This is a genomic window from Pseudomonas sp. LBUM1660 (assembly GCF_059695935.1).
The window spans coordinates 2,621,355-2,639,598 of sequence record NZ_CP166795.1 but is presented as its reverse complement, the minus strand read 5'-3'; the positions used below and the strand labels follow the sequence as shown (position 1 = coordinate 2,639,598).

General features: G+C 60.7%; 18 protein-coding genes. 9 read left to right on the top strand and 9 right to left on the bottom strand.

The window, feature by feature from the left end; translation table 11 throughout:
* Positions 1-281 precede the first annotated feature (281 nt).
* The 3 genes from ACA068_RS12450 (at position 282) to ACA068_RS12440 (ending at position 3,971) form a co-directional block, all read left to right on the top strand.
* Complete coding sequence (locus tag ACA068_RS12450) at positions 282-1,898, top strand: arylsulfatase (protein WP_497310094.1); 1,617 nt, start codon at positions 282-284, stop codon at positions 1,896-1,898.
* 68 nt (positions 1,899-1,966) lie between these two features.
* The gene (locus ACA068_RS12445; protein WP_497310093.1) at positions 1,967-3,247 is read left to right on the top strand and encodes an OmpP1/FadL family transporter; all 1,281 of its coding nucleotides are present in this window, start codon (positions 1,967-1,969) and stop codon (positions 3,245-3,247) included.
* A gap of 49 nt (positions 3,248-3,296) precedes the next feature.
* The gene (locus tag ACA068_RS12440) at positions 3,297-3,971 is read left to right on the top strand and encodes a DUF3313 domain-containing protein (RefSeq protein WP_497310092.1); all 675 of its coding nucleotides are present in this window, start codon (positions 3,297-3,299) and stop codon (positions 3,969-3,971) included.
* 52 nt (positions 3,972-4,023) lie between these two features.
* Here the strand turns inward: ACA068_RS12440 and ligD are convergent, their stop codons facing one another.
* Genes ligD through ACA068_RS12425 form a run of 3 tightly spaced genes read right to left on the bottom strand, consistent with a single transcriptional unit; the run spans position 4,024 to position 9,020 of the window.
* On the bottom strand, positions 4,024-6,636 hold the full coding sequence (ligD, locus tag ACA068_RS12435; protein ID WP_497310091.1) for a DNA ligase D: 2,613 nt from the start codon (positions 6,634-6,636) through the stop codon (positions 4,024-4,026).
* Entirely contained in the window at positions 6,633-7,625 is a 993-nt protein-coding gene (locus ACA068_RS12430) for a methyltransferase (RefSeq protein ID WP_497310090.1), read from the bottom strand. The genes ligD and ACA068_RS12430 overlap by 4 nt, the downstream gene beginning before the upstream one ends.
* A gap of 9 nt (positions 7,626-7,634) precedes the next feature.
* A complete protein-coding gene (locus ACA068_RS12425) occupies positions 7,635-9,020 on the bottom strand; it encodes an iron-containing redox enzyme family protein (RefSeq protein WP_497310089.1) in 1,386 nt (461 codons plus the stop codon).
* Between the two features lie 192 nt (positions 9,021-9,212).
* Between ACA068_RS12425 and ACA068_RS12420 the strand changes: the two genes are divergently transcribed.
* The gene (locus ACA068_RS12420) at positions 9,213-9,653 is read left to right on the top strand and encodes a cupin domain-containing protein (protein ID WP_497310088.1); all 441 of its coding nucleotides are present in this window, start codon (positions 9,213-9,215) and stop codon (positions 9,651-9,653) included.
* A 127-nt stretch (positions 9,654-9,780) separates the two neighbouring features.
* Here ACA068_RS12420 and ACA068_RS12415 read toward each other — a convergent pair whose 3' ends face one another.
* Entirely contained in the window at positions 9,781-10,503 is a 723-nt protein-coding gene (locus tag ACA068_RS12415) for a tellurite resistance TerB family protein (protein WP_497310087.1), read from the bottom strand.
* A 411-nt stretch (positions 10,504-10,914) separates the two neighbouring features.
* Between ACA068_RS12415 and pcsA the strand changes: the two genes are divergently transcribed.
* From pcsA to ACA068_RS12395, 4 genes are all read left to right on the top strand, one after another.
* Positions 10,915-11,637, top strand: coding sequence for a phosphatidylcholine synthase (pcsA, locus tag ACA068_RS12410; RefSeq protein ID WP_109636136.1), 723 nt, complete (start codon positions 10,915-10,917; stop codon positions 11,635-11,637).
* A gap of 6 nt (positions 11,638-11,643) precedes the next feature.
* On the top strand, positions 11,644-12,030 hold the full coding sequence (locus ACA068_RS12405; protein WP_497310086.1) for a DUF488 domain-containing protein: 387 nt from the start codon (positions 11,644-11,646) through the stop codon (positions 12,028-12,030).
* Positions 12,031-12,163: 133 nt separating this feature from the next.
* On the top strand, positions 12,164-12,622 hold the full coding sequence (locus ACA068_RS12400; RefSeq protein WP_497310085.1) for a GNAT family N-acetyltransferase: 459 nt from the start codon (positions 12,164-12,166) through the stop codon (positions 12,620-12,622).
* 102 nt (positions 12,623-12,724) lie between these two features.
* Positions 12,725-13,651 (top strand): universal stress protein, encoded by a 927-nt coding sequence (locus ACA068_RS12395; RefSeq protein ID WP_497310084.1) that lies wholly within the window; start codon positions 12,725-12,727, stop codon positions 13,649-13,651.
* A 138-nt stretch (positions 13,652-13,789) separates the two neighbouring features.
* On the opposite strand, the gene ACA068_RS12390 is transcribed toward ACA068_RS12395, so the two are convergent.
* The gene (locus tag ACA068_RS12390) at positions 13,790-14,602 is read right to left on the bottom strand and encodes a class I SAM-dependent methyltransferase (protein ID WP_497310083.1); all 813 of its coding nucleotides are present in this window, start codon (positions 14,600-14,602) and stop codon (positions 13,790-13,792) included.
* Positions 14,603-14,639: 37 nt separating this feature from the next.
* Positions 14,640-14,909, bottom strand: a complete 270-nt coding sequence (locus ACA068_RS12385; protein WP_094471809.1) for a DUF4242 domain-containing protein — start codon at positions 14,907-14,909, stop codon at positions 14,640-14,642.
* Between the two features lie 183 nt (positions 14,910-15,092).
* On the opposite strand from ACA068_RS12385, the gene ACA068_RS12380 reads away from it, so the two are divergent.
* On the top strand, positions 15,093-16,085 hold the full coding sequence (locus ACA068_RS12380; protein ID WP_497310082.1) for an AraC family transcriptional regulator: 993 nt from the start codon (positions 15,093-15,095) through the stop codon (positions 16,083-16,085).
* Between the two features lie 9 nt (positions 16,086-16,094).
* Here ACA068_RS12380 and ACA068_RS12375 read toward each other — a convergent pair whose 3' ends face one another.
* The 3 genes from ACA068_RS12375 to ACA068_RS12365 form a co-directional block, all read right to left on the bottom strand.
* Positions 16,095-17,303, bottom strand: a complete 1,209-nt coding sequence (locus tag ACA068_RS12375) for a cytochrome c biogenesis protein DipZ (RefSeq protein WP_497310081.1) — start codon at positions 17,301-17,303, stop codon at positions 16,095-16,097.
* 165 nt (positions 17,304-17,468) lie between these two features.
* Positions 17,469-17,723: a hypothetical protein gene (locus ACA068_RS12370; protein ID WP_497310080.1), complete on the bottom strand. Its 255-nt coding sequence runs from the start codon at positions 17,721-17,723 to the stop codon at positions 17,469-17,471.
* A 48-nt stretch (positions 17,724-17,771) separates the two neighbouring features.
* Positions 17,772-18,038 (bottom strand): DUF2790 domain-containing protein, encoded by a 267-nt coding sequence (locus ACA068_RS12365; protein ID WP_497310079.1) that lies wholly within the window; start codon positions 18,036-18,038, stop codon positions 17,772-17,774.
* Positions 18,039-18,244 lie beyond the last annotated feature (206 nt).

Sequence of the window (18,244 nt, the reverse complement as noted above, 5' to 3'; positions counted from 1 at the left end):
AAAGCGTAGCAACGGTGTTTGCGCTGCAACGGATTATTTTCCGTTCCTTGCGGACATCTGAGCTGAAACCCGGTGTGATGACGCGGGCACTTTCATGAATTAGATGTCACCTGCCATTCGAATAGCCGACCACGCTGTAAAGCCCATGAGACAAGTGCTTACGGTCGGCAGTTTTTTACTGGAAGTTTCCCAGTACATACCTACTCTCTTGCGGGGGATACGCATTTAAGAAAGGTCGGGGACCTGTCTTTGATATTTACGCCAGTACGCAGGAGCTGCTCATGAACCAGACCAAATTATCTCGGTTGTTTGCTGTTTCGATGTTGTTGTCTGCAATAGGTCTACCTGGCATCACCCAAGCGGCCGACAAACCCGCTCCTAACATCGTGGTCATCATGGGCGACGATATTGGCTGGTCCAATATCGGCGTTTACAACCAGGGCATGATGGCCGGCCGGACCCCCAACCTCGACCAGCTCGCCGCTGAAGGCATGCGGTTTACCGACTACTACGCCGAAGCCAGTTGCACCGCCGGGCGTGCCAATTTCATTACCGGTGAACTGCCGATCCGCACTGGCATGACCACGGTCGGCCAGGCAGGTTCTCCGATTGGTATTCCCGCTGAAGCCGTCACCATTGCCACTGCACTCAAGGCCATGGGTTACTCCACCGGCCAGTTTGGCAAAAACCATTTGGGCGACTTGAACGAGTTCCTGCCGACCGTGCACGGGTTCGACGAGTTCTTCGGTTACCTCTATCACCTCGACGCCATGGAAGACCCGGCGCACCCCAATTATCCGCAAGAACTTCTGGCCACCGTTGGCCCGCGCAACATGGTCCACAGCTGGGCCACCGCCACCGACGACGCCACGGTGATGCCGCGCTGGGGCAAGGTCGGCAAACAGAAAATCGAAGACGCTGGCACGCTCTATCCCGAGCGGATGAAAACCGTCGACGACGAAATCCGCGACAAGGCCTTTGCCTTTCTCGACAAGGCCAAACAGGACAACAAACCGTTCTTCCTGTGGCTCAACCCGACCCGCATGCACATCGTCACGCACCTGTCCGACAAGTACGAAGCGATGCGCAATTCGCAGAATGGCTGGTCGGAGCAGGAAGCCGGCATGGCGCAGCTCGATGACATCGTCGGCGACGTCATGGCCAAGCTGAAAAAAGACGGCATGGATGACAACACCATCGTGATTTTCACCACTGATAATGGCGCGGAAAACTTCACCTGGCCGGATGGCGGCACCACACCGTTTGCCATGGGCAAGGGCACCATCATGGAAGGTGGATTCCGGGTTCCGGCTATCATCCGTTGGCCTGGCAAGGTGCCGGCCAATCAGATTGCCAACGGCATCATGTCCGGGATGGACTGGTTCCCGACCCTGGTCGCGGCGGCCGGCAACCCCAACATTACCCAGGAACTGCTCAAAGGCAAACAACTGGGCGACCGCACCTACAAGGTGCACCTGGACGGCTATGACCAGACGCCGATGATCACCGGCAAAGGTCCGTCGACCCGTAACGAAATCTTCTACTTTGGTGAGAGTGCGCTGGGCGCGGTGAGAATCGGCGACTACAAATATCGCTTTATCGACCAGCCAGGCGGGTGGATGGGCGCCAAAGTGGCGGTCGACGTGCCGATCCTGACCAATCTTCGCCTCGACCCGTTCGAGCGTATGGGCTGGCCGGAAAACCAGGCGGCTCAAGGCTCCCAACAGTACTTCGACTGGTTCAAGTACCAATTCTGGCGCTTCGTGTTCGTTCAGCAACAGGTCGCCAAACTGGCTGAAACAGCGATTGAATACCCACCGATGCAAAAAGGCGCGAGCTTCAACCTCGACTCTGTCAAAGCCAAAATCGCCGCGGCTCGGGCGGAAATGGCCAAGTAGGCCGTCGATAGACGGGTGGCCAACAGCGGCCACCCGCGTTCGTGAAGGACATTTGCCGAGGTAGCGCCATGCAGCTAAAAACAGCCACCCTGCCGACCCTCACCCTGCTTGCGCTGTGCTGCCAGCAAGCCCAGGCCGGCGGCATCATGCTCTATGAAATCGGCACAGATAACGCCGGCCTGGCCAACGCCGGTGCCGCCGCCCGGGCCCAGGGCCCCTCAACAATTGCCAGCAACCCGGCGGGCATGAGTTATCTGCCAGGTACGCAAATTACCGGCGGATTGCAGGTGCTCTATGGCGACCTGAGCTTTGATCGCGACTCAAACACCAACGGCACGGGCAACGGCAGTGGCAACGGCAGTGGCAACGCCCTCGACCCGATTCCCGGCGGCAGTTTTTTCATCAGCCATCAACTCGATGACCACTGGAGCGTCGGTTTTGGCAATTACGGCGACTTCGGCTTGGCGGCCAATTACGACAACGATTGGTCCGGGCGCTATTTTGCGCAGAACGTCAGCCTCGCCGGTTTGTCGTTTGTGCCCAGCGTGGCGTATCGCTTCAACGAGCAATGGTCCGTCGGCGTCGGTGTGAAAGCCATGTACGGCATGCTGCAAGCGCAAACCGCGATTGATCGCTCGCCCTTCGGATTCACCGACCGCAGCGACGGCCAGTTCAAATACAAGGACAACGATTGGGGTTTTGGCGCGAATGTGGGGGTGATCTACGCCCCTCAACCCGCCACGCGTATCGGCCTGGCCTACACCAGCAAGGTCGATCTGGACTTCGAGGACGGTCTGGATATCAAAGGCAATGGCCCGGGGCTGGATCGTCTGGACGGCCTGAACACCCAGCTCGACATGACCGTGCCACAAACCTTCACCCTGAGCCTGTTCCAGCAACTTGACCCGCAATGGGCATTGCTGGCCTCGGTCAACTGGCAGGACTGGTCTGAGTTCGGTGAAGTCGCCGTGCAGGTCGACACCACGGCAGCCGGCGCCCGATCAACCACGATCGACGCCGACTACAAAGACACCTGGCAACTCGCCTTGGGTGCCCAATACCAGGCCACTGCGCAACTGTTATGGAACGTCGGCGTGGCGTATGACAGCAGCGCCGTTTCAGACAACAACCGTACATTTTCCGCACCCATGGGCGAATCCTGGCGCATTGCGACCGGGGCCACCTATGCTCTGAACAAGGTCACCGACATTAACGTCAGTTGGGCCATGGTCTGGCTTGGCGACATGCCGGTGGACCAGACCAAGTCCACGTCGGGCGTTCGAACTTCCGGTCAGTTCGACAATGCCTGGATTCAAGCGGTGACCGGAAACATGACCTGGCGCTTTTGATGCCCTGCAATCGAAAAAAAACGACTACATCCATGGAGTGAACACCACAATGAATCTGTCCCGGAAATTGTTCATCGGCGTTGCATTGACCAGCCTGCTACTCAGTGGCTGCACCTCGAAAGTCACCGAAAAGGACCAGTACTCAGGCTTCCTGTCCAACTACAACAACTTGCAGCAAGTCACCACCACCAGCGGCGAAACCGCGATGCGCTGGGTGAGCCCGTCGTGGAATCCGAATGCTTATGACACGGTGGCGTTCAACACGCTGGAGCTCTACCCGGCGCCACAGCCCAACGAGCGGGTCAACCAACAGACGCTGAGCGATATACAGGGCTACATGACCAGCAAGGTCAAAGGCATTCTGGGCCAGAAATACCGGGTGGTATCGAGCGAAAAATCAGCGCCTAAGGGTTCAAAAACGCTGGTCATGCGCGCGGCTATCACCGGGGTGAATGCCGAAAACGAAGGCATGAAGTGGTACGAAGTGGTTCCGGTCGCCGCCGTTGTGGGTGGTGTTTCCGCTGCCACTGGCCACCGTGATCAGGACACCACACTGTTCATCGAGGCGGAGTTAATTGACGCCAGCAACAACCAGACCGTGGCCAAGGTTGTGCGCAAAGTCTTCGGCAGCACACTGTCGAATGCTAGCCAGCAAATCACTGCCAAGGACTTCAAAGCGGCGATCGATAAACTCGGTACCGATTTGCAGGCGTTCATCAGGTAATCACCGCTCCACTGTAGGCGCTGGAGAAACCTCGGGCCGCGCTCGCCAGCGCCTACATCGACCGCTTAGCTTTCATCCCGACCCGCCGACGCATGTCGGCGGTGACGGTTTGCCGGGTTTTCTTCAGGTCCGCCCAAGGTTCATCACCCACTTCGACCAGTCGCTCGAGCACGTTGTGGATGTTCCACTGATTGCCGCCCTTAAGCTGCGCCACCTCTTCCCGAAAAATCGGCACTGACACCGGCATCCCCTCGCGGGTGCGCACGGCGTAGGCGCAAATGGTCGTGGCGCCAAGGCCATTGCGCAGGTAATCGATGAAGATCCGTCCGACGCGATTCTTCGGTCCCGACACCGCCGAAAAGCGCTCCGGCAGCAACGTCGCCATGTGGCTGACAATCGCGTGACTGAAGTCCTTCACCTCGTCCCAACCGAGCTTGCGGGTCAGCGGTACCACCAGGTGAATTCCCTTGCCGCCGCTGGTCTTGAGGAAGGCCTTGAGCCCCAGTTCATCCAGCACCGACAGCGTCAGCTGAGTCGCCTCGACCATGCTTTTCCACGGCAGCGCCGGATCCGGGTCGAGGTCGAGGACGAAGCGGTCAGGTTTGTCGAGATTCTCCGTGGTGGCGTTCCAGGTGTGCAGTTCCACGGTGCTCATCTGCACGGCGCCAATCAGCGCTTCGGCGTTGTTGATGATCATCACCGGTTGGCCGGTGACATCCTTGTCCAGTGTCGTGATGCCCGGAATGGCCAGGCGCTCGGCGTTTTTCTGGAAGAACAGTTCGCCGGCGATGCCGTCCGGGGCGCGCACCAGCGCCACGGGCCGATCCTTGAGCTCGGGCAGAATCCATTCGGCGACGCTGGCGTAATATTCCGCCAGCTGCACTTTGGTGGTGCCGCTGCTCGCATCGATCACCCGGTCCGGATGGGTGATACGCACCTTGCCGTCGCCGAGGCCGATTTGTGAGGGCGCGGGCGCTGCCTTGGCCGGTTTCTTTTTCGCAACGGCGGCCGGTTTGTCCGCGGCGGCTTTCCTGCTGGTCTGGGCTTTCACGGCTTTCGGACGCTCCTCGGTGATGCCTTCAGCAGGCTTGTCATCGCGCAAGCCATGGAATACGGCATGGCGCACCGACCCGTCCTTGGTCATCTCGGCGAATGCGACTTCGGCGAGCAACACGGGTTTGAGCCAATGCACACCCTTGGCGTCGAAACCGGTCGGCGGGTTGACCACCGTTGGTTTTTTCACCTGCAAGGGTTTGAGCTGTTCGTAAATGCGCTTGAGCGTGGTCTCGTTGAAACCGGTGCCGACCTTGCCGGCGTAGCGCAACTCGCCGCTGTCGCGGTCATGCAGGCCCAACAGCAACGCGCCGAAGGCATTGCGCGCGCCTTTGGGATCGGTGAAACCGACCACGACGAATTCCTGCCGATGCTTGCACTTGAGCTTGATCCAGTCACTGCTGCGCCGGGACACGTAAGGCGACCCCAGGCGCTTGCCGATCAGCCCTTCCATCTGCATTTGGCAGGCGCTGTTGAGCAGCGCTTCCGGCTCTTCGCCGAACGCATCGGAGAACCGCAGCAGCGGGTCTTGATTGGGTTTGAGCACCGTCGCCAGCGCGACCCGCCGCTCCTCGACCGGCACCTCGCGAAGGTCCACGCCATTGAGGTAGGGCATGTCGAACAGGTAATAAAGGATGTTGCCGCTGCGGTTGGATTCAAAGGCATTTTGCAGCGCCTGAAAGTCCGGCACGCCCTGTTCGTTGGCCACCACCATTTCACCGTCGAGCCAGGCGGATTCGAGGCCCAGAGCGGCCAGCGCCTCGGTCTGTTTTGGCAGTTTGTGGGTCCAGTCGTGGCCGTTGCGGGTAAAGAGTTTCACTTCGTCGTGGTCGATGCGGGCCATGATCCGGTAGCCGTCGAACTTGATCTCATAACTCCACTCGCCCTGCGGGGCTTTTTCCACCAGCGTCGCCAGTTCCGGTTTGAGCTGGTCGGGCAGCTTGGCCTTGTGAGCGCCGGTGAGTTGCGCTGACGGCTCTTTAGCCACGACCTTGCGCACCGGCTTCTTCACCGGTTTGGGTTTGTCGGCGGTCTTCGCCTTTCTGGGGACAATGGTGCGGTCACTGAGCACGCTGTCGGGCTCGGCGGCGACCACGTCGTAATCGCTCTCCGGTTTCGCAGCGCTGTCCTGATGCTTGATCAGAAACCACTGCTCCTGCTTGCCCGGCATGTGCGTGCGCACCAGGTTCCACAAGCCGCCAAGTTTCTCGCCTTGCAGCTCGAACTTGAGCTTACCCTTGGCATAGGCCTTGGCCGGATCTTCCTGGGGGATCCACACGCCCCGGTCCCAGACAATGACGTCGCCGGCGCCGTAATGCCCTTCGGGAATGCTGCCCTCGAACGTGGCGTAATCGATCGGATGGTCTTCAACGTGGACCGCCAGGCGCTTGACCTTGGGGTCCAGCGAAGGGCCTTTCGGCACGGCCCAACTTTTCAGTGCGCCATCGAGTTCCAGGCGAAAGTCATAGTGCAACCGCGAGGCATCGTGCTTCTGGATACAGAACTGCAAGGCATGGTCTTTCGCGGTTTTCTTGCCCGAACGTTTCGCGGCGGGTTCAGAGGTCGCCGAGAAATCGCGCATGCGGTTGTAATCGTCCAGATTCTTGTTCATGGCGCACCTGCTGGCTCGACGCGTCCCCCAATGCCTGGGCCGATGCGCGTGACGATCAAGGCCACGACCGCAATCCGCTCCACCCGTTGATAGCCCGGTGTCAGCAACTCTTCACCGAACACATCCGGGTCGAGTTCGCGATAGGTCCAGCCGAACATCGGCGATTCGAGGCGCGGGGTCAGTGCCTCGAGAAACGGATCCTGGCCATCGATCATTGCCACCCCGGTGTACAGCACCAAAGAGCCACCGGGTGCCAGTCGATACAACGCTTGCTCGACAATGCGCAATGACAACTGCGCACCGAGCGCGCCGCCGCCATGGCGATAAGCACGTTCGGCGGGATCGGCCATGTAGGGTGGATTGGCGACGATCAGGTCAAAATTGCCATCGACATCCTGCAGCACATCGCTGGCCTCGACCGTGACGTTAGCAACTTCGGCAAGCGCCGCGTTGACCGCCGTCAGGCGCAATGCTGCGGGATTGATATCGACGGCCAGCACCTCGGCATCGCGGCGTGCACGGGCAATCACAATCGCCCCGACACCCGCGCCGCAACCAATGTCGACGGCACGCCGGATCGGCGCGAAGGTTTGTTGAAGATGGGCATGGATCAGCTGCGCGAACCGGTAGCTGTCCGGCCCGAAAAACACCGCGTCCGCCGCGTCGGTGGGGAACCCCGAGTGCACGAACAGCAAATCATCGAGGCTGGACCAGCGCACGCGGCTTTTCAGTCGGCCGTTGCTTTCTTGCAGCACTCCCGCCTCCTGCAACTGCCGCTGTTCATCGGTCGACAGCAGATCCGGTTCAAACGAGCGGGACCAGCCGAACACATCGCGCAAGGTCCGGGCGTTTTGTCCGAAGGCGCGGTCATTGACCCGCTGGTGGGTGAGCGGCGTCGGGGTGATAAACCGGTAACCATCGGCCTGCAAACGGCGCCCCAGCTGCACCAGCGCCAGATCGGCAGCGCCCAGTTGCTCTTCCTGATTCATGCCGTGCTCCTATCGCAGGCTGGATTTGAGTTCGATGAACCGTCGCGTGGCCATCAGGCCGGCCGGGTGGGAATGCCGATGGGCCGACAGCCACGGGATCAGCACCGGCATCTGCTCGTGCGCGGCGAGCCCGTCCAACGCGGTTTGCAGGCTTTGGATATCCGGGTCGTTGTCGGGCACTGCCGGTTCTGTCGCGACAGTCGTGCCTCGGCGAACCGCTGGGGCTGAGCGCTCAGGCGTCCAGTCGCCGGCAATCCAGTCATGCAGCAGCTGTTTTTCATAAGGACTGAACACACCGAACATGGCGGCGCCGTCACCCTCGATCAATTGCCAGAAACGGCTGGATTGAGGGTCCTGCCGGCGCTTGATCCAGCCCTTGTTTTCCATGGCGGCAAGGAACCCTGGTAACTGCTCCGGCGCCGACAGCCATTGGTTGACAGTCTTGCCTTCAAAACGGCAGTAGTCGGAATGCATGTGCTGGCCGAACGGGCGCTTGCGCTCAAGCATGTTGAGCAACTCGGCGTCGAGGTCGAACGATTCGATGATCGCGCGACTGCCCTGCCCCAGATCATTGAGCCGATAACCCAGCGCGACCCGGCGCAGAAAGTCTTCGCGATCGCCTTCCACCGGCAACAGTTGCAGCACCGACTGCACGGCTTTTTGCGCATGGCCGGTGCTGGCATTGTCGATGGTGACGTGCAGAGTGAAATAGTACGGATCGATGCCCAATTCGCTGAGTTCGTAGGCGCTGATCAGCAAATGCAGCGGAAGTTGTTCGTAGCCGAGGTTGTAGCCGATCACCTCGGGCAAAAACTCGTCAGCGGATTCGCCCAGTGCCAGTTGTATCGCGCCTTGCAGGTAATGCTCGTCGGCAATCACCCCGGTGTCTAGCAGGCCATGTTCGGCGAGCAGCTTGCGGTAAATCACCACATGATTCTGCGCCGGGTTGCCGTCGCCGAGCTCTTCCAGATAGGTGCAGATCAGCCCTTCGAAACGCGGGTCGCGCCACTGACGCAACAGGCCATACAACCAGGCGCCGTCGACCAGCTTGGTCGGGGCAACGGCGTGCAGGAAAAACAGCGCGTGCGCCTTGTTGGTAAAGAACTGCCGGGGCCCGCCTTCCTTGCGTTGTCGCAGGTAGTCGGCGTATTGGCGGGCGACGTCGACGCTGTGTTGTTCGACGAACGATTGCAGGGCCGACAGGTCCGTCGGCATCTCTTGAGGCAAGTGAGTGGCGTGTTCGAGCTGCGCCTCGAGAAAGCTTCGGGCGAGTGCGCGCCGTTGCTCGGGGTCGTCGCCCAGTAGCAGGTGTTCATAGGCTTGTTTCAGGCTCCCGGCGGCCGGGATCGGGTGTTCGTGGGCGGGCCGCGATTCAAGTCGTGTCAGGGCAGTCATGGGCGCATCTCTCGGTCTGAGGCCAGTGGCAGGACGCTGAATCAACACGTCTCTACATCAGCAGAGCGATATTCGCGGAAAAAAATTCAATCGGCGTTGAAATCGCCCTGACGGACGGGCCTGTGCAGCGGCGCCCGGCTGGCGCACCAGGCATATACTCAGCGGGTGTTGACTCATCTTCGGAGAGCAATCATGCGAACGGTGCACGTCATCGAGCAATCGCCGGCGCCGGTGAACGTCGTGGGCGAGGCGATCACCATCCTCGCGGGCGGCGACCTCAGTAAGCCCTTTGAAATGCATATCCAGGAAGGCGTGCAAGGCGGTGGTCCGCCACCGCACTTTCATCCGTGGGACGAAGCGTTTTATGTGGTCGACGGCCAAGTCGAAGTGACCGTGGCGGGCAAGTCCACCACCGTCTCGGCCGGGGGTTACGTGCATATCCCCGGGGGTTCGATCCACGCCTACAAGAACATCAGCCCTACCGCGAAGATGATCGGTGTGGTGTCGGATCCACGCGGCGGGCAGTTTTTTGCGGCGGTGGATCAGCTACGGGTGCCGGAGGATTTGCCGCGGATACTGGTGATTGGCGAAGCGCACGGGGTTATTTTCCTGGTACCCAAACCTGCTGTTTGACCGCGTTATCGTTCTTCGCTAGCAGGCTAGCTCCCAAAGGGATCTAGCGCACACCGCAGACCCACTGTGGGAGCTAGCCTGCTAGCGAAGGCGGCCTGAAAGACAACCCGATGTTTGCGGGCACACGTTACGCCACGCCGCCCTTGGCCTGCTGCTCCAGATGCACTTGCAACTCAGGATCAATCTTCAGCGCCGCAGCCAGCTCATCCAGATAGCTGCGCTCGGCAACCTGCTGATCGTCTACCAGCATCACACTGGCCAGGTACATTTCCGCCGCCATCGCCGGATCCGTCGCCGATTGCGCGACATCGGCTGCATCCAGCGGCCGGTCAACTTCGGCATCCAGCCATTGTTGCAATTGCGGGTCATCGGTATGGCGGCCGATTTCGGTACTGATCATGTGTTTCTCAGCGTCGTCGATCCGTCCATCGGCCTTCGCTGCCGCGATCAACGCCCGCAGCACAGCATGACTGTGGTCCTCCACTTCCGGGCCAGATAACAAGTCGACCGTGCGCGGTGCCTGTTGCGGCGCAGCCGCCTGACTGCGTTGCCACGCCTGATACGCCTGGAACGCCATCATCCCCAGTGAAGCCAGGGCCGTATAGTTGGTGCCGCCACCCGAGCGGGTCCGGGTCGAGCCGCCCATGGGTGAGCCGCCGCCGAGCAGGCCACCGAGCAAGCCACCCAATCCGCCGCCGCCCGCACTTGAGCCCGCGCCACCGCCCAACAAGCCGCCGAGCAATCCACCCAGACCGCCGCCGAGGCCTCCCTGAGCGGATGCGCCACCCTGTTGCGCCCCGGGGCCCTGGCCGGCCCGCAGGAGTTGTTCGAGCAAATCGCTGGTGTTCATGACGACGTCCTCATCGATGGGAGTGACCCGGTCAGGCAACAATAGTCCTCGCCGGCAAATGCGCCACCACCGTCGGGCTTGTGGCGAGGGAGCTTGTCGGAACGCCGCACCGTCCCGCTTTAGTCCGTAGCACTCACAAAAACCGGCGTTGTTGTACATTTTTTGGGGCCGCTTCGCAGCCCAGCGGGAGCAAGCTCCCTCGCCACTAAAACGGGTGTGACTGAAACACCGCGCCTGAGTGAACAGCACTACAGATTAATCCGAAGTATTTTTTGCCGGCCCAGCTAAGATTTACAGACGGTGAACCTTATTCCCGGATTTCCGGTCGATACCTGCAACCGAACCGCTTTGCCGCCGCCCTTGATAACGAGGGTGATGACTGGCTTGCTTCACTTTCTGGAGAACGCCCCCGTGATATCCACCCTACACATCGCCAGGCTCAAAGCATGGGGCGCCCATGGTTTTACCGCCACCGGCGTGGTCACTGCCTTCCTCGCCACCCTCGCCTTGCTGGAAAACCAGGCCACCAATTGCTTGCTGTGGCTGGGCGTGGCCCTGATCGTTGATGGCCTGGACGGTGCCCTGGCGCGCAAGGTCAATGTGCAGTCGGTGCTGCCGAGTTTCGATGGATCGATCCTCGATCTGGTAATCGACTACCTGACGTATGTGTTTATCCCCGCGCTGTTCATCTATCGCTACATCCCGTTGCCGGACTACACGCTGCTGCTGACCGTGTCGCTGATTCTGGTTTCGTCGCTGTTTTGCTTCTGCAACGTCAACATGAAGAGCAAAGACAACTACTTCCAGGGCTTCCCCGCCGCTTGGAACGTAGTGGCCCTGTGCCTGTACATCATCGCCCCGTCGCCGTGGATTACCTTCCTGACCGTCATCGGCCTGGCCTTGCTGACCGTGACCCGAATGAAGTTCCTGCACCCGTTCCGCGTGCGCAAGTTCATGCCGATCAACATCGCCGTGACCGCCATCTGGCTGCTGTGCAGCTTGTCGCTGGTGGTCAACCATCCGGTCGTCAACCCGATGGTCATGGGGCTCTGGCTGCTGATGTCGGCTTACTTCCTGGGGATCTGCATCTGGCGCACCGCCATGGAGTGGTTCGACGGATCGCGCCACAAGTAACGCGGCATGGCCATCCGTATCGTTCGACTCGGCTCGCCGCACTTGCCTGATGAAGGCTTGCGGATCGGCACGGTACGCCGCCCACCTCGCGGTGTACCGAAGGCCGAGTTCGCCCGTCGGGACTTTTATGATGTGTGGCAGCCACTGCTGTCGCCGAGCGCTGAATTGGTGGCCGAAGCCAAAGCGGCCGAGGATGACAAAGCCTGGGAGGCCTTTCGGCGCAAGTTCAAGGCGGAAATGAACCAGCCCGCAGCCAGTCAGTTGCTGGATCTGCTGGCTGCCCTCTCCCATCAAACCTCGCTGGCGGTTGGGTGTTATTGCGAGGATGAAGCGCATTGCCATCGGTCTGTGTTGCGGGAGCTGCTGGCAGCACGCGGTGCCCGGATTGCCTAGTTCCCCCTGTGGGAGCGGGCTTGCTCGCGAAGGCGGCGTGTCAGTCGATAATGATGTTGACTGACACGCCGCCTTCGCGAGCAAGCCCGCTCCCACAGGGTTTTCAGGGTGTTCAAAGGACTGAGGTAGCACTATGAAACCGCAAATACGGCCCGCCACCCCGGCTGACGCGTCCGCCATCAGCCAGGTCATCATCCGGTCGCTACGCCAGTCCAATGCCCTGGACTACCCACACGACATCATCGCGCAGGTGGAAAAAAGCTTTTCCACCGAGTCCATTCGCGCGTTGTTGAGCCAACGCCAGGTCTTCGTCGCAACAATCGACAATCGTGTCGTGGCCACGGCCAGCCTTGATCGCGATGTTGTACGCAGCGTGTTTGTCGACCCCGCTCAACAAGGACGCGGCCTCGGGAGGCAATTGATGGCCACGATCGAGTCCATCGCCACAGAAGCGAAAATCGAAATATTGCGTGTCCCCTCTTCCATCACCGCAGAAGCCTTCTACTTCAAGCTGGGCTTTCGAAAAGTCCGCGACGAATTCCACGGTGCCGAGCGCACGATCATCATGGAACGGCGTCTGTCCTCCCTCTGACTGGCACGCCCACCCAACCTGCACCAGTCTGACGGACGGGAGGTCGATCATGGTCAATACTTAAAGACTGCTATCTCTTCGTTCACCCACGGGAGGTTTGCCATGTCTGGTCAATCACGCTTCATGCTGGTCGCCTCGCCACTGATGGAACACAGCCCCGCCTTCGACAGGGCTGCGGCGCTGGCCAAGGCCGAAGACGCGGCGTTGCACATCGTGGCGTTCGATTACCTGGAAGGCCTGGCCACCGCCAGCCTGGTCAACGAAAAGGCCCTGGAACAGATGCGTCTGGGCTACGTCGATCGACACCGCCAGTGGCTCGAAGAACAGGCCCGGCCCTTGCGCAAGATTGGGGTGCACGTCACCACGGAGGTGGCGTGGGTCGAACGCCCGCTGGAAGAAATCCTGATTCACCTCAAAGAACAGCCGATGGACGTGCTGATTAAGGCGTTGGAGCATGAATCGCTGCTGTCGCGGTTGATGTTTACCCCGCTCGACGTGCATTTGCTGCGTGAATGCCCGGTGCCGCTGCATTTTGTCAGCCATGCGGTTCACGCCCTGCCACGTAGGGTCGTCGCGGCGGTCGACCCTTTTCATCGCGACGATCACTACAAAACGTTCAATGACCGGATCCTGCACGAAGCGTCGAAACTGGCGAGTGCCTGTAACGCCGAGCTGGACGTGGTGTACGCCTACGACCTTTCCTCCATCAGCGCAGACGAATTCGGCTTCGACAACGGCTCGGCGTTTTTCAATTCCGGCAAGGCCAAGACCCTGTTCGACTACCAGGAAGACGCCTTCAATGAATTGGCCGAGCGCAACGGTATAGCGCCCGAGCAGCGGCACATGATCATGGGCAACCCGGCCAAGGTATTGACCCGCTATGCCGATGCTTATGACGTCGACGTGATTGTCATGGGCCGGGTCGGCCATCGCGGCCTGGGCCGGTTGATCGGCAGCACGGTGGAGCACCTGCTGTACAAAATGCCCTGCAGCGTGTGGGTGGTGTACACCGAGCGGGTGGATGAGTGACCGCCCCCTGCAAAACACCGCATATCCCCTGTGGGAGCGGGCTTGCTCGCGAAGGCGTCGTGTCAGTCGATACGAATGGTGCCTGACACACCGCTTTCGCGAGCAAGCCCGCTCCCACATTGGGATTGTGTTGATAGGTCAGCGCCGGGTGATGACGACCTCCAGGTATTCACTCGGCACCACCAGCGACTTCTCTCCCGCCCGGTTCATCTTGTTGATCAGTCCGGTCAGGTCGCTTTCCAAGGCCTGGCCACTCTCGGGAGGCAGCGCCGCGAAGGCTTTGTGGACCGGGCCGTACCAGGTGCGGAATGTGTCGATGAAGTGCGCCGCCGAGCGATAGCGGAAGTTGAAGGTGCGGCGCGTCACCTGCACCTGGAAATCGCGCTCATCAAAGTGCGTGTGCAACCAGGCTTCGGTTCCCCAGTTTGAAGGCGGTTGCGCGCCTGCCGGTGGCGGCAGATGCTTGGCCAGGGTCTTGAACATCTGGCCGACAAAACCTTCAGGCGTCCAGTTGGCCAGGCCGATGCGACCGCCGGGGCGGCAGACCCGCGCCAGTTCTGAAGCCGCTTTGGCCTGGTCCGGCGTGAACATCACACCGAAGGTCGAGAGCACGGCATCGAAGCTGGCGTCCTCGAACGGCAGCGCCTCGGCATCGGCGACCTGGAAGGTCACCTCCAGGCGCTCGGCCCGGGCCCGGTCTTCGCCGCGCTCCAGCAGCGCCGCCACGTAGTCGGTCGAGGTAACGTTGCACCCTCGGCGTGCGGCGGCGAGCGTCGCATTGCCGTTGCCGGCGGCCACGTCCAGCACAAGCTCGTCGCAGAGCAAGTCACAGGCTTCGGCCAGTTGCTCGCCGACGATCTGCAGGGTGGTGCCGATCACGGCGTAGTCGCCGCTGGCCCAAGAAGCCATCTGACGGTTTTTCAGGGCAGTGAGATCAACGGGGGTACTCATTAAATCTGCTCCGTAAGGATTGGAACGCAGGCCCGGCTTACTCCGCCGTGGTCGGATCAATGATGTTCGTGACCTGGGAAATGCGGTTGGCCGGGAAACCGCTCTGCCTGGCGTGCTCCTGAATCAGCGCTTCGCTCGGCGAGATGTACACGCAGTACAGCTTGTCGCCCGTGACATAACTCTGCAGCCACTGCACCTCCGGCAAATCGCGCAACGCCCGGCAGGACTTTTGCGAAGCCGCTTTCAAATCCCTTTCTGACAGTGTTCCAGCACCCGGGATCTCGCGTTCTATGACGAACTTTGGCATGGCAACCTCTCATTGTTGTTATTGATGACAGGGTCGGCAGTGGCCCTGTAGGCAAACTATCGCTCCGGCGCGGGCCGGCGTCCTGCCCGATCGTCGGGCAACACTGCCCGATCGTCCGGAGAATTCACGTTACGCGGCAACGCGCTCACAATCAGAAAGCCCTCAGCCGCACGGGAAGCCACCATGGACGCCCTGTCCCAAACCCTGCGCGTCGTTCGCCTGGTCGGTGCGATTTTCATCAATGCCAGGTTCACGGCGCCCTGGTGCTACCAGTCGCCCAGCGCCGACACGGCCGCCCCCTTTCTGGAGCCCGGTGCCGAGCGGGTGGTGATTTTTCACTTGATCACCGAAGGCGAGTGCTTTGTCGAGATGGGAAACGATCCGCCGCTGCGCCTGACCGCCGGCGATGTGGTGGTGTTCCCTCAGGGCGACGCCCATCGCATGAGCTCGCAACCGGGGCTGACGCCGGTCACGGGCAAGCGGCTGGACGTGGTGCTGGCGCGCCGTCCCCGGCAACTGAGTTACGGCGGTGGCGGCGCGGTCACGCGGCTGGTGTGCGGTTATCTGGCGTGCGATACGCGGTTGGCGGGCATGTTGCTGACGGGGTTGCCGGCGGTGGTCCGGGTCAATGTGCGCGGCTCAAATGCCGGAATCTGGCTGGAATCATCGGTCCGTTATGCGCTGGCCGAAGCACGCTCGCCCAGGCCCGGCGGCGAAGGTGTGCTGGCGAAACTGGCCGAGGTGTTGTTCATCGAGGTGTTGCGCCTGTACATGAACGAACACGGTGAAGGCCGGACCGGTTGGCTGGCGGGTGTGGGCGACCGGATTGTCGGTGCTGCCCTGAATGCGCTGCACAAAAAACCCTGTCACGCCTGGACCCTGGATGAACTGGCGCGGACCGCCGGCACGTCAAGGTCGGTGCTGGCGGAACGCTTTGCGCAATTGGTTGGGAGTTCGCCGATGCAGTACCTGACGCAATGGCGGATGTTGCTGGCGGCCAACCTGTTACGCAGCAGTAACCGTTCGTTGATGTGGATTGCCGAAGAGGTGGGCTACCAGACCGACACGGCCTTCAGCCGTGCCTTTCGTCGAGAGTACGGCGCGCCACCGGCGGCGTGGCGGCGCAATCAGGAAAAAAAACCAATGGCCCACGGCGCGCAGCCTATGAGCCATTGATGTCAAGGGTTACGCCGAAGGTGCCTTGGCCTCTTCCAGCAGTTGCTGAATCATCTTTTCCTGGGTTTCGTAGGCGCCTTCACCGAAGTGGGTGTAACGCACTTGGCCCTTGGCGTCGATCAGGTAGTGAGCGGGCCAGTACTGGTTGTCGAAGGCGCGCCAGATCGCGTAGTTGTTGTCGATGGCCACCGGGTAGGTAATCCCGAGCTCTTTGACCTGATCCTTGACGTTGTCGATGATGCGCTCGTAACCGTATTCAGGGGTGTGGACGCCGACGACCACCAGGCCATCCTTCTCGTATTTCTTCGCCCAGTCCTTCACATACGGCAAGGTGTGCTGGCAGTTGATGCAGTCGTAGGTCCAGAAGTCCACCAGCACCACTTTGCCTTTGAGCGAATCATTGCTCAGCGCTGGCGAGTTCAGCCACTGAACGGCACCGGACAGCGACGGCATGGCGCCTTGGGCGTTGTCCATGGAGTCGGCCTTGGCCTTGCTGACGAAGTAGTCGACGATTTTCGGCACGGTTTCCAGCACGCCTTTCTCGAGGGTGCTGACGCCTTCGGACGAGGTGCCGGCCAGCAGTGTCCGGTCGGCACCGGTGGAAATCACCGCCACGGTGGCCAGCACGGCAACACCGGCACCACGACGCAGCCAACCGGTGACCGGGATCGACGCCTTCAAGCGATTGACCAGGCCGCGACCGGCGAAGATCAAGGTGCCCAGGGACAGCGCGCTGCCCAGGCCGTAGGCCAGCAGCAACAGGCTGGTCTGTGCGTTCGCACCCTGGAGCATGGCACCAGTGAGAATCACCCCGAGGATCGGTCCGGCACACGGTGCCCAGAGCAGCCCTGTGGCCACACCGATCATGACCGAACCCAGCGGGCCAGACATTTTGCGGGTGTCGGGATCAAGGCGATTGCCCAGCGCCACGAAGGGACGGGCCATCCAGTCACCGACACGGGCGGAAATCAGCGACAGGGCGAACAACGCCATGACGATGAGGGCGACGTGGCGACCGGTGTTGTTGGCTTGCACCACCCATTCGCTGCTGACCACGGCCAGGCTGGAGATCAGGGCAAAGGTCAGGACCATGCCGCCGAGGGTGAGCAGGATGGATGAACGCGTGCGTTTGACACCGGCGAACAGGAACGGCACAACCGGGAGGATGCAGGGGCTGAGGACGGTCAATATGCCGCCCAGGAAAGCGATGAGAAACATGGGATCACCTAAACATGAGAGGGGGTGGGCGATTCACACCAATCCCCTGTGGGAGCGGGCTTGCTCGCGAAGAGGCCAGTACATTCAAAATTAATGTTGACTGACACTCCGCTTTCGCGAGCAAGCCCGCTCCCACAAGGATTGATGGTGGGCTCAAAACAGTGTTCAGACCGCTTGGTTATCCAGCAACTGCCCCTGTGGCGTGCGGCTAGCGCCGTTCTCTGCCACCAACTGACCTTGCGGCGTGCGGCTTGAACCGTCCTGTGCGAGGAAGGCATGACCGCCCTGCTCCGCCACCGGCGTCAGCTGGAAGCAGGTCGCGCTGCCACAGCTTTTCTGTTCAACAGCGGCATTGGCATGGGCCGCCGCGCCGGCTACGGAGAAAGCAACAGCGGTCAAAAAGCGGGTGACGTTATTCATGGTGTTCTTCCTGTTTCAAAGGGGGTTGGCAATTGGTCAGCGAAGGACTCAGTTGTCCGCGTTGCAGCCGTCGGCAAATTTGCGGTAATCCAGCACCTGGGTTTTGTGCTGGGAGTCCAAGTAAGTCAGCTGGGCATTCACAACCCCGCAGGAAGGCGTGGCGTCCTCTTTCAACGACACCACTTTCTTGATGTCCAGGTGGGTGCCGTAGGTGTAGGTTTTAGCGCTGACATCGGTGGCTTCGGCACGGGCCGACAAGGTGCAGATGTTCAGGGCGGCAAACAGGCAAGCGGCGTAGATGGCTTTGGTGTTCATGGTGATGTCCTCAAGGCTTCAATGGCTAGGTCGTTCAATTGAGCCGAGGCGGTGTGGGTTGCCTCGATGGAACCCATTAGAAGCTCGCGAGGTATCTCGTCTGTGTCGAAAACAGCCGCGTGTAAATCGGTACGTATCAAAGTCGGCCCCTGATACAGAGCGATACAAAACCCCTGGAAAATCGTATTTTTGCGTTCGCGTGTATC

Excerpts from the sequence above, each read along its gene's own strand:
- ACA068_RS12450 (WP_497310094.1), top strand. The coding sequence starts at position 282 with ATGAACCAGACCAAATTATCTCGGTTGTTTGCTGTTTCGATGTTGTTG.
- ACA068_RS12370 (WP_497310080.1), bottom strand. The coding sequence starts at position 17,723 with ATGAATAACGTCACCCGCTTTTTGACCGCTGTTGCTTTCTCCGTAGCC.
- ACA068_RS12395 (WP_497310084.1), top strand. The coding sequence starts at position 12,725 with ATGTCTGGTCAATCACGCTTCATGCTGGTCGCCTCGCCACTGATGGAA.
- ACA068_RS12405 (WP_497310086.1), top strand. The coding sequence starts at position 11,644 with ATGGCCATCCGTATCGTTCGACTCGGCTCGCCGCACTTGCCTGATGAA.
- ACA068_RS12375 (WP_497310081.1), bottom strand. The coding sequence starts at position 17,303 with ATGTTTCTCATCGCTTTCCTGGGCGGCATATTGACCGTCCTCAGCCCC.
- ACA068_RS12380 (WP_497310082.1), top strand. The coding sequence starts at position 15,093 with ATGGACGCCCTGTCCCAAACCCTGCGCGTCGTTCGCCTGGTCGGTGCG.
- ACA068_RS12440 (WP_497310092.1), top strand. The coding sequence starts at position 3,297 with ATGAATCTGTCCCGGAAATTGTTCATCGGCGTTGCATTGACCAGCCTG.
- ACA068_RS12385 (WP_094471809.1), bottom strand. The coding sequence starts at position 14,909 with ATGCCAAAGTTCGTCATAGAACGCGAGATCCCGGGTGCTGGAACACTG.
- ACA068_RS12445 (WP_497310093.1), top strand. The coding sequence starts at position 1,967 with ATGCAGCTAAAAACAGCCACCCTGCCGACCCTCACCCTGCTTGCGCTG.
- ACA068_RS12425 (WP_497310089.1), bottom strand. The coding sequence starts at position 9,020 with ATGACTGCCCTGACACGACTTGAATCGCGGCCCGCCCACGAACACCCG.
- ACA068_RS12365 (WP_497310079.1), bottom strand. The coding sequence starts at position 18,038 with ATGAACACCAAAGCCATCTACGCCGCTTGCCTGTTTGCCGCCCTGAAC.
- ACA068_RS12400 (WP_497310085.1), top strand. The coding sequence starts at position 12,164 with ATGAAACCGCAAATACGGCCCGCCACCCCGGCTGACGCGTCCGCCATC.
- ACA068_RS12430 (WP_497310090.1), bottom strand. The coding sequence starts at position 7,625 with ATGAATCAGGAAGAGCAACTGGGCGCTGCCGATCTGGCGCTGGTGCAG.
- ACA068_RS12415 (WP_497310087.1), bottom strand. The coding sequence starts at position 10,503 with ATGAACACCAGCGATTTGCTCGAACAACTCCTGCGGGCCGGCCAGGGC.
- ACA068_RS12390 (WP_497310083.1), bottom strand. The coding sequence starts at position 14,602 with ATGAGTACCCCCGTTGATCTCACTGCCCTGAAAAACCGTCAGATGGCT.
- ligD (WP_497310091.1), bottom strand. The coding sequence starts at position 6,636 with ATGAACAAGAATCTGGACGATTACAACCGCATGCGCGATTTCTCGGCG.
- ACA068_RS12420 (WP_497310088.1), top strand. The coding sequence starts at position 9,213 with ATGCGAACGGTGCACGTCATCGAGCAATCGCCGGCGCCGGTGAACGTC.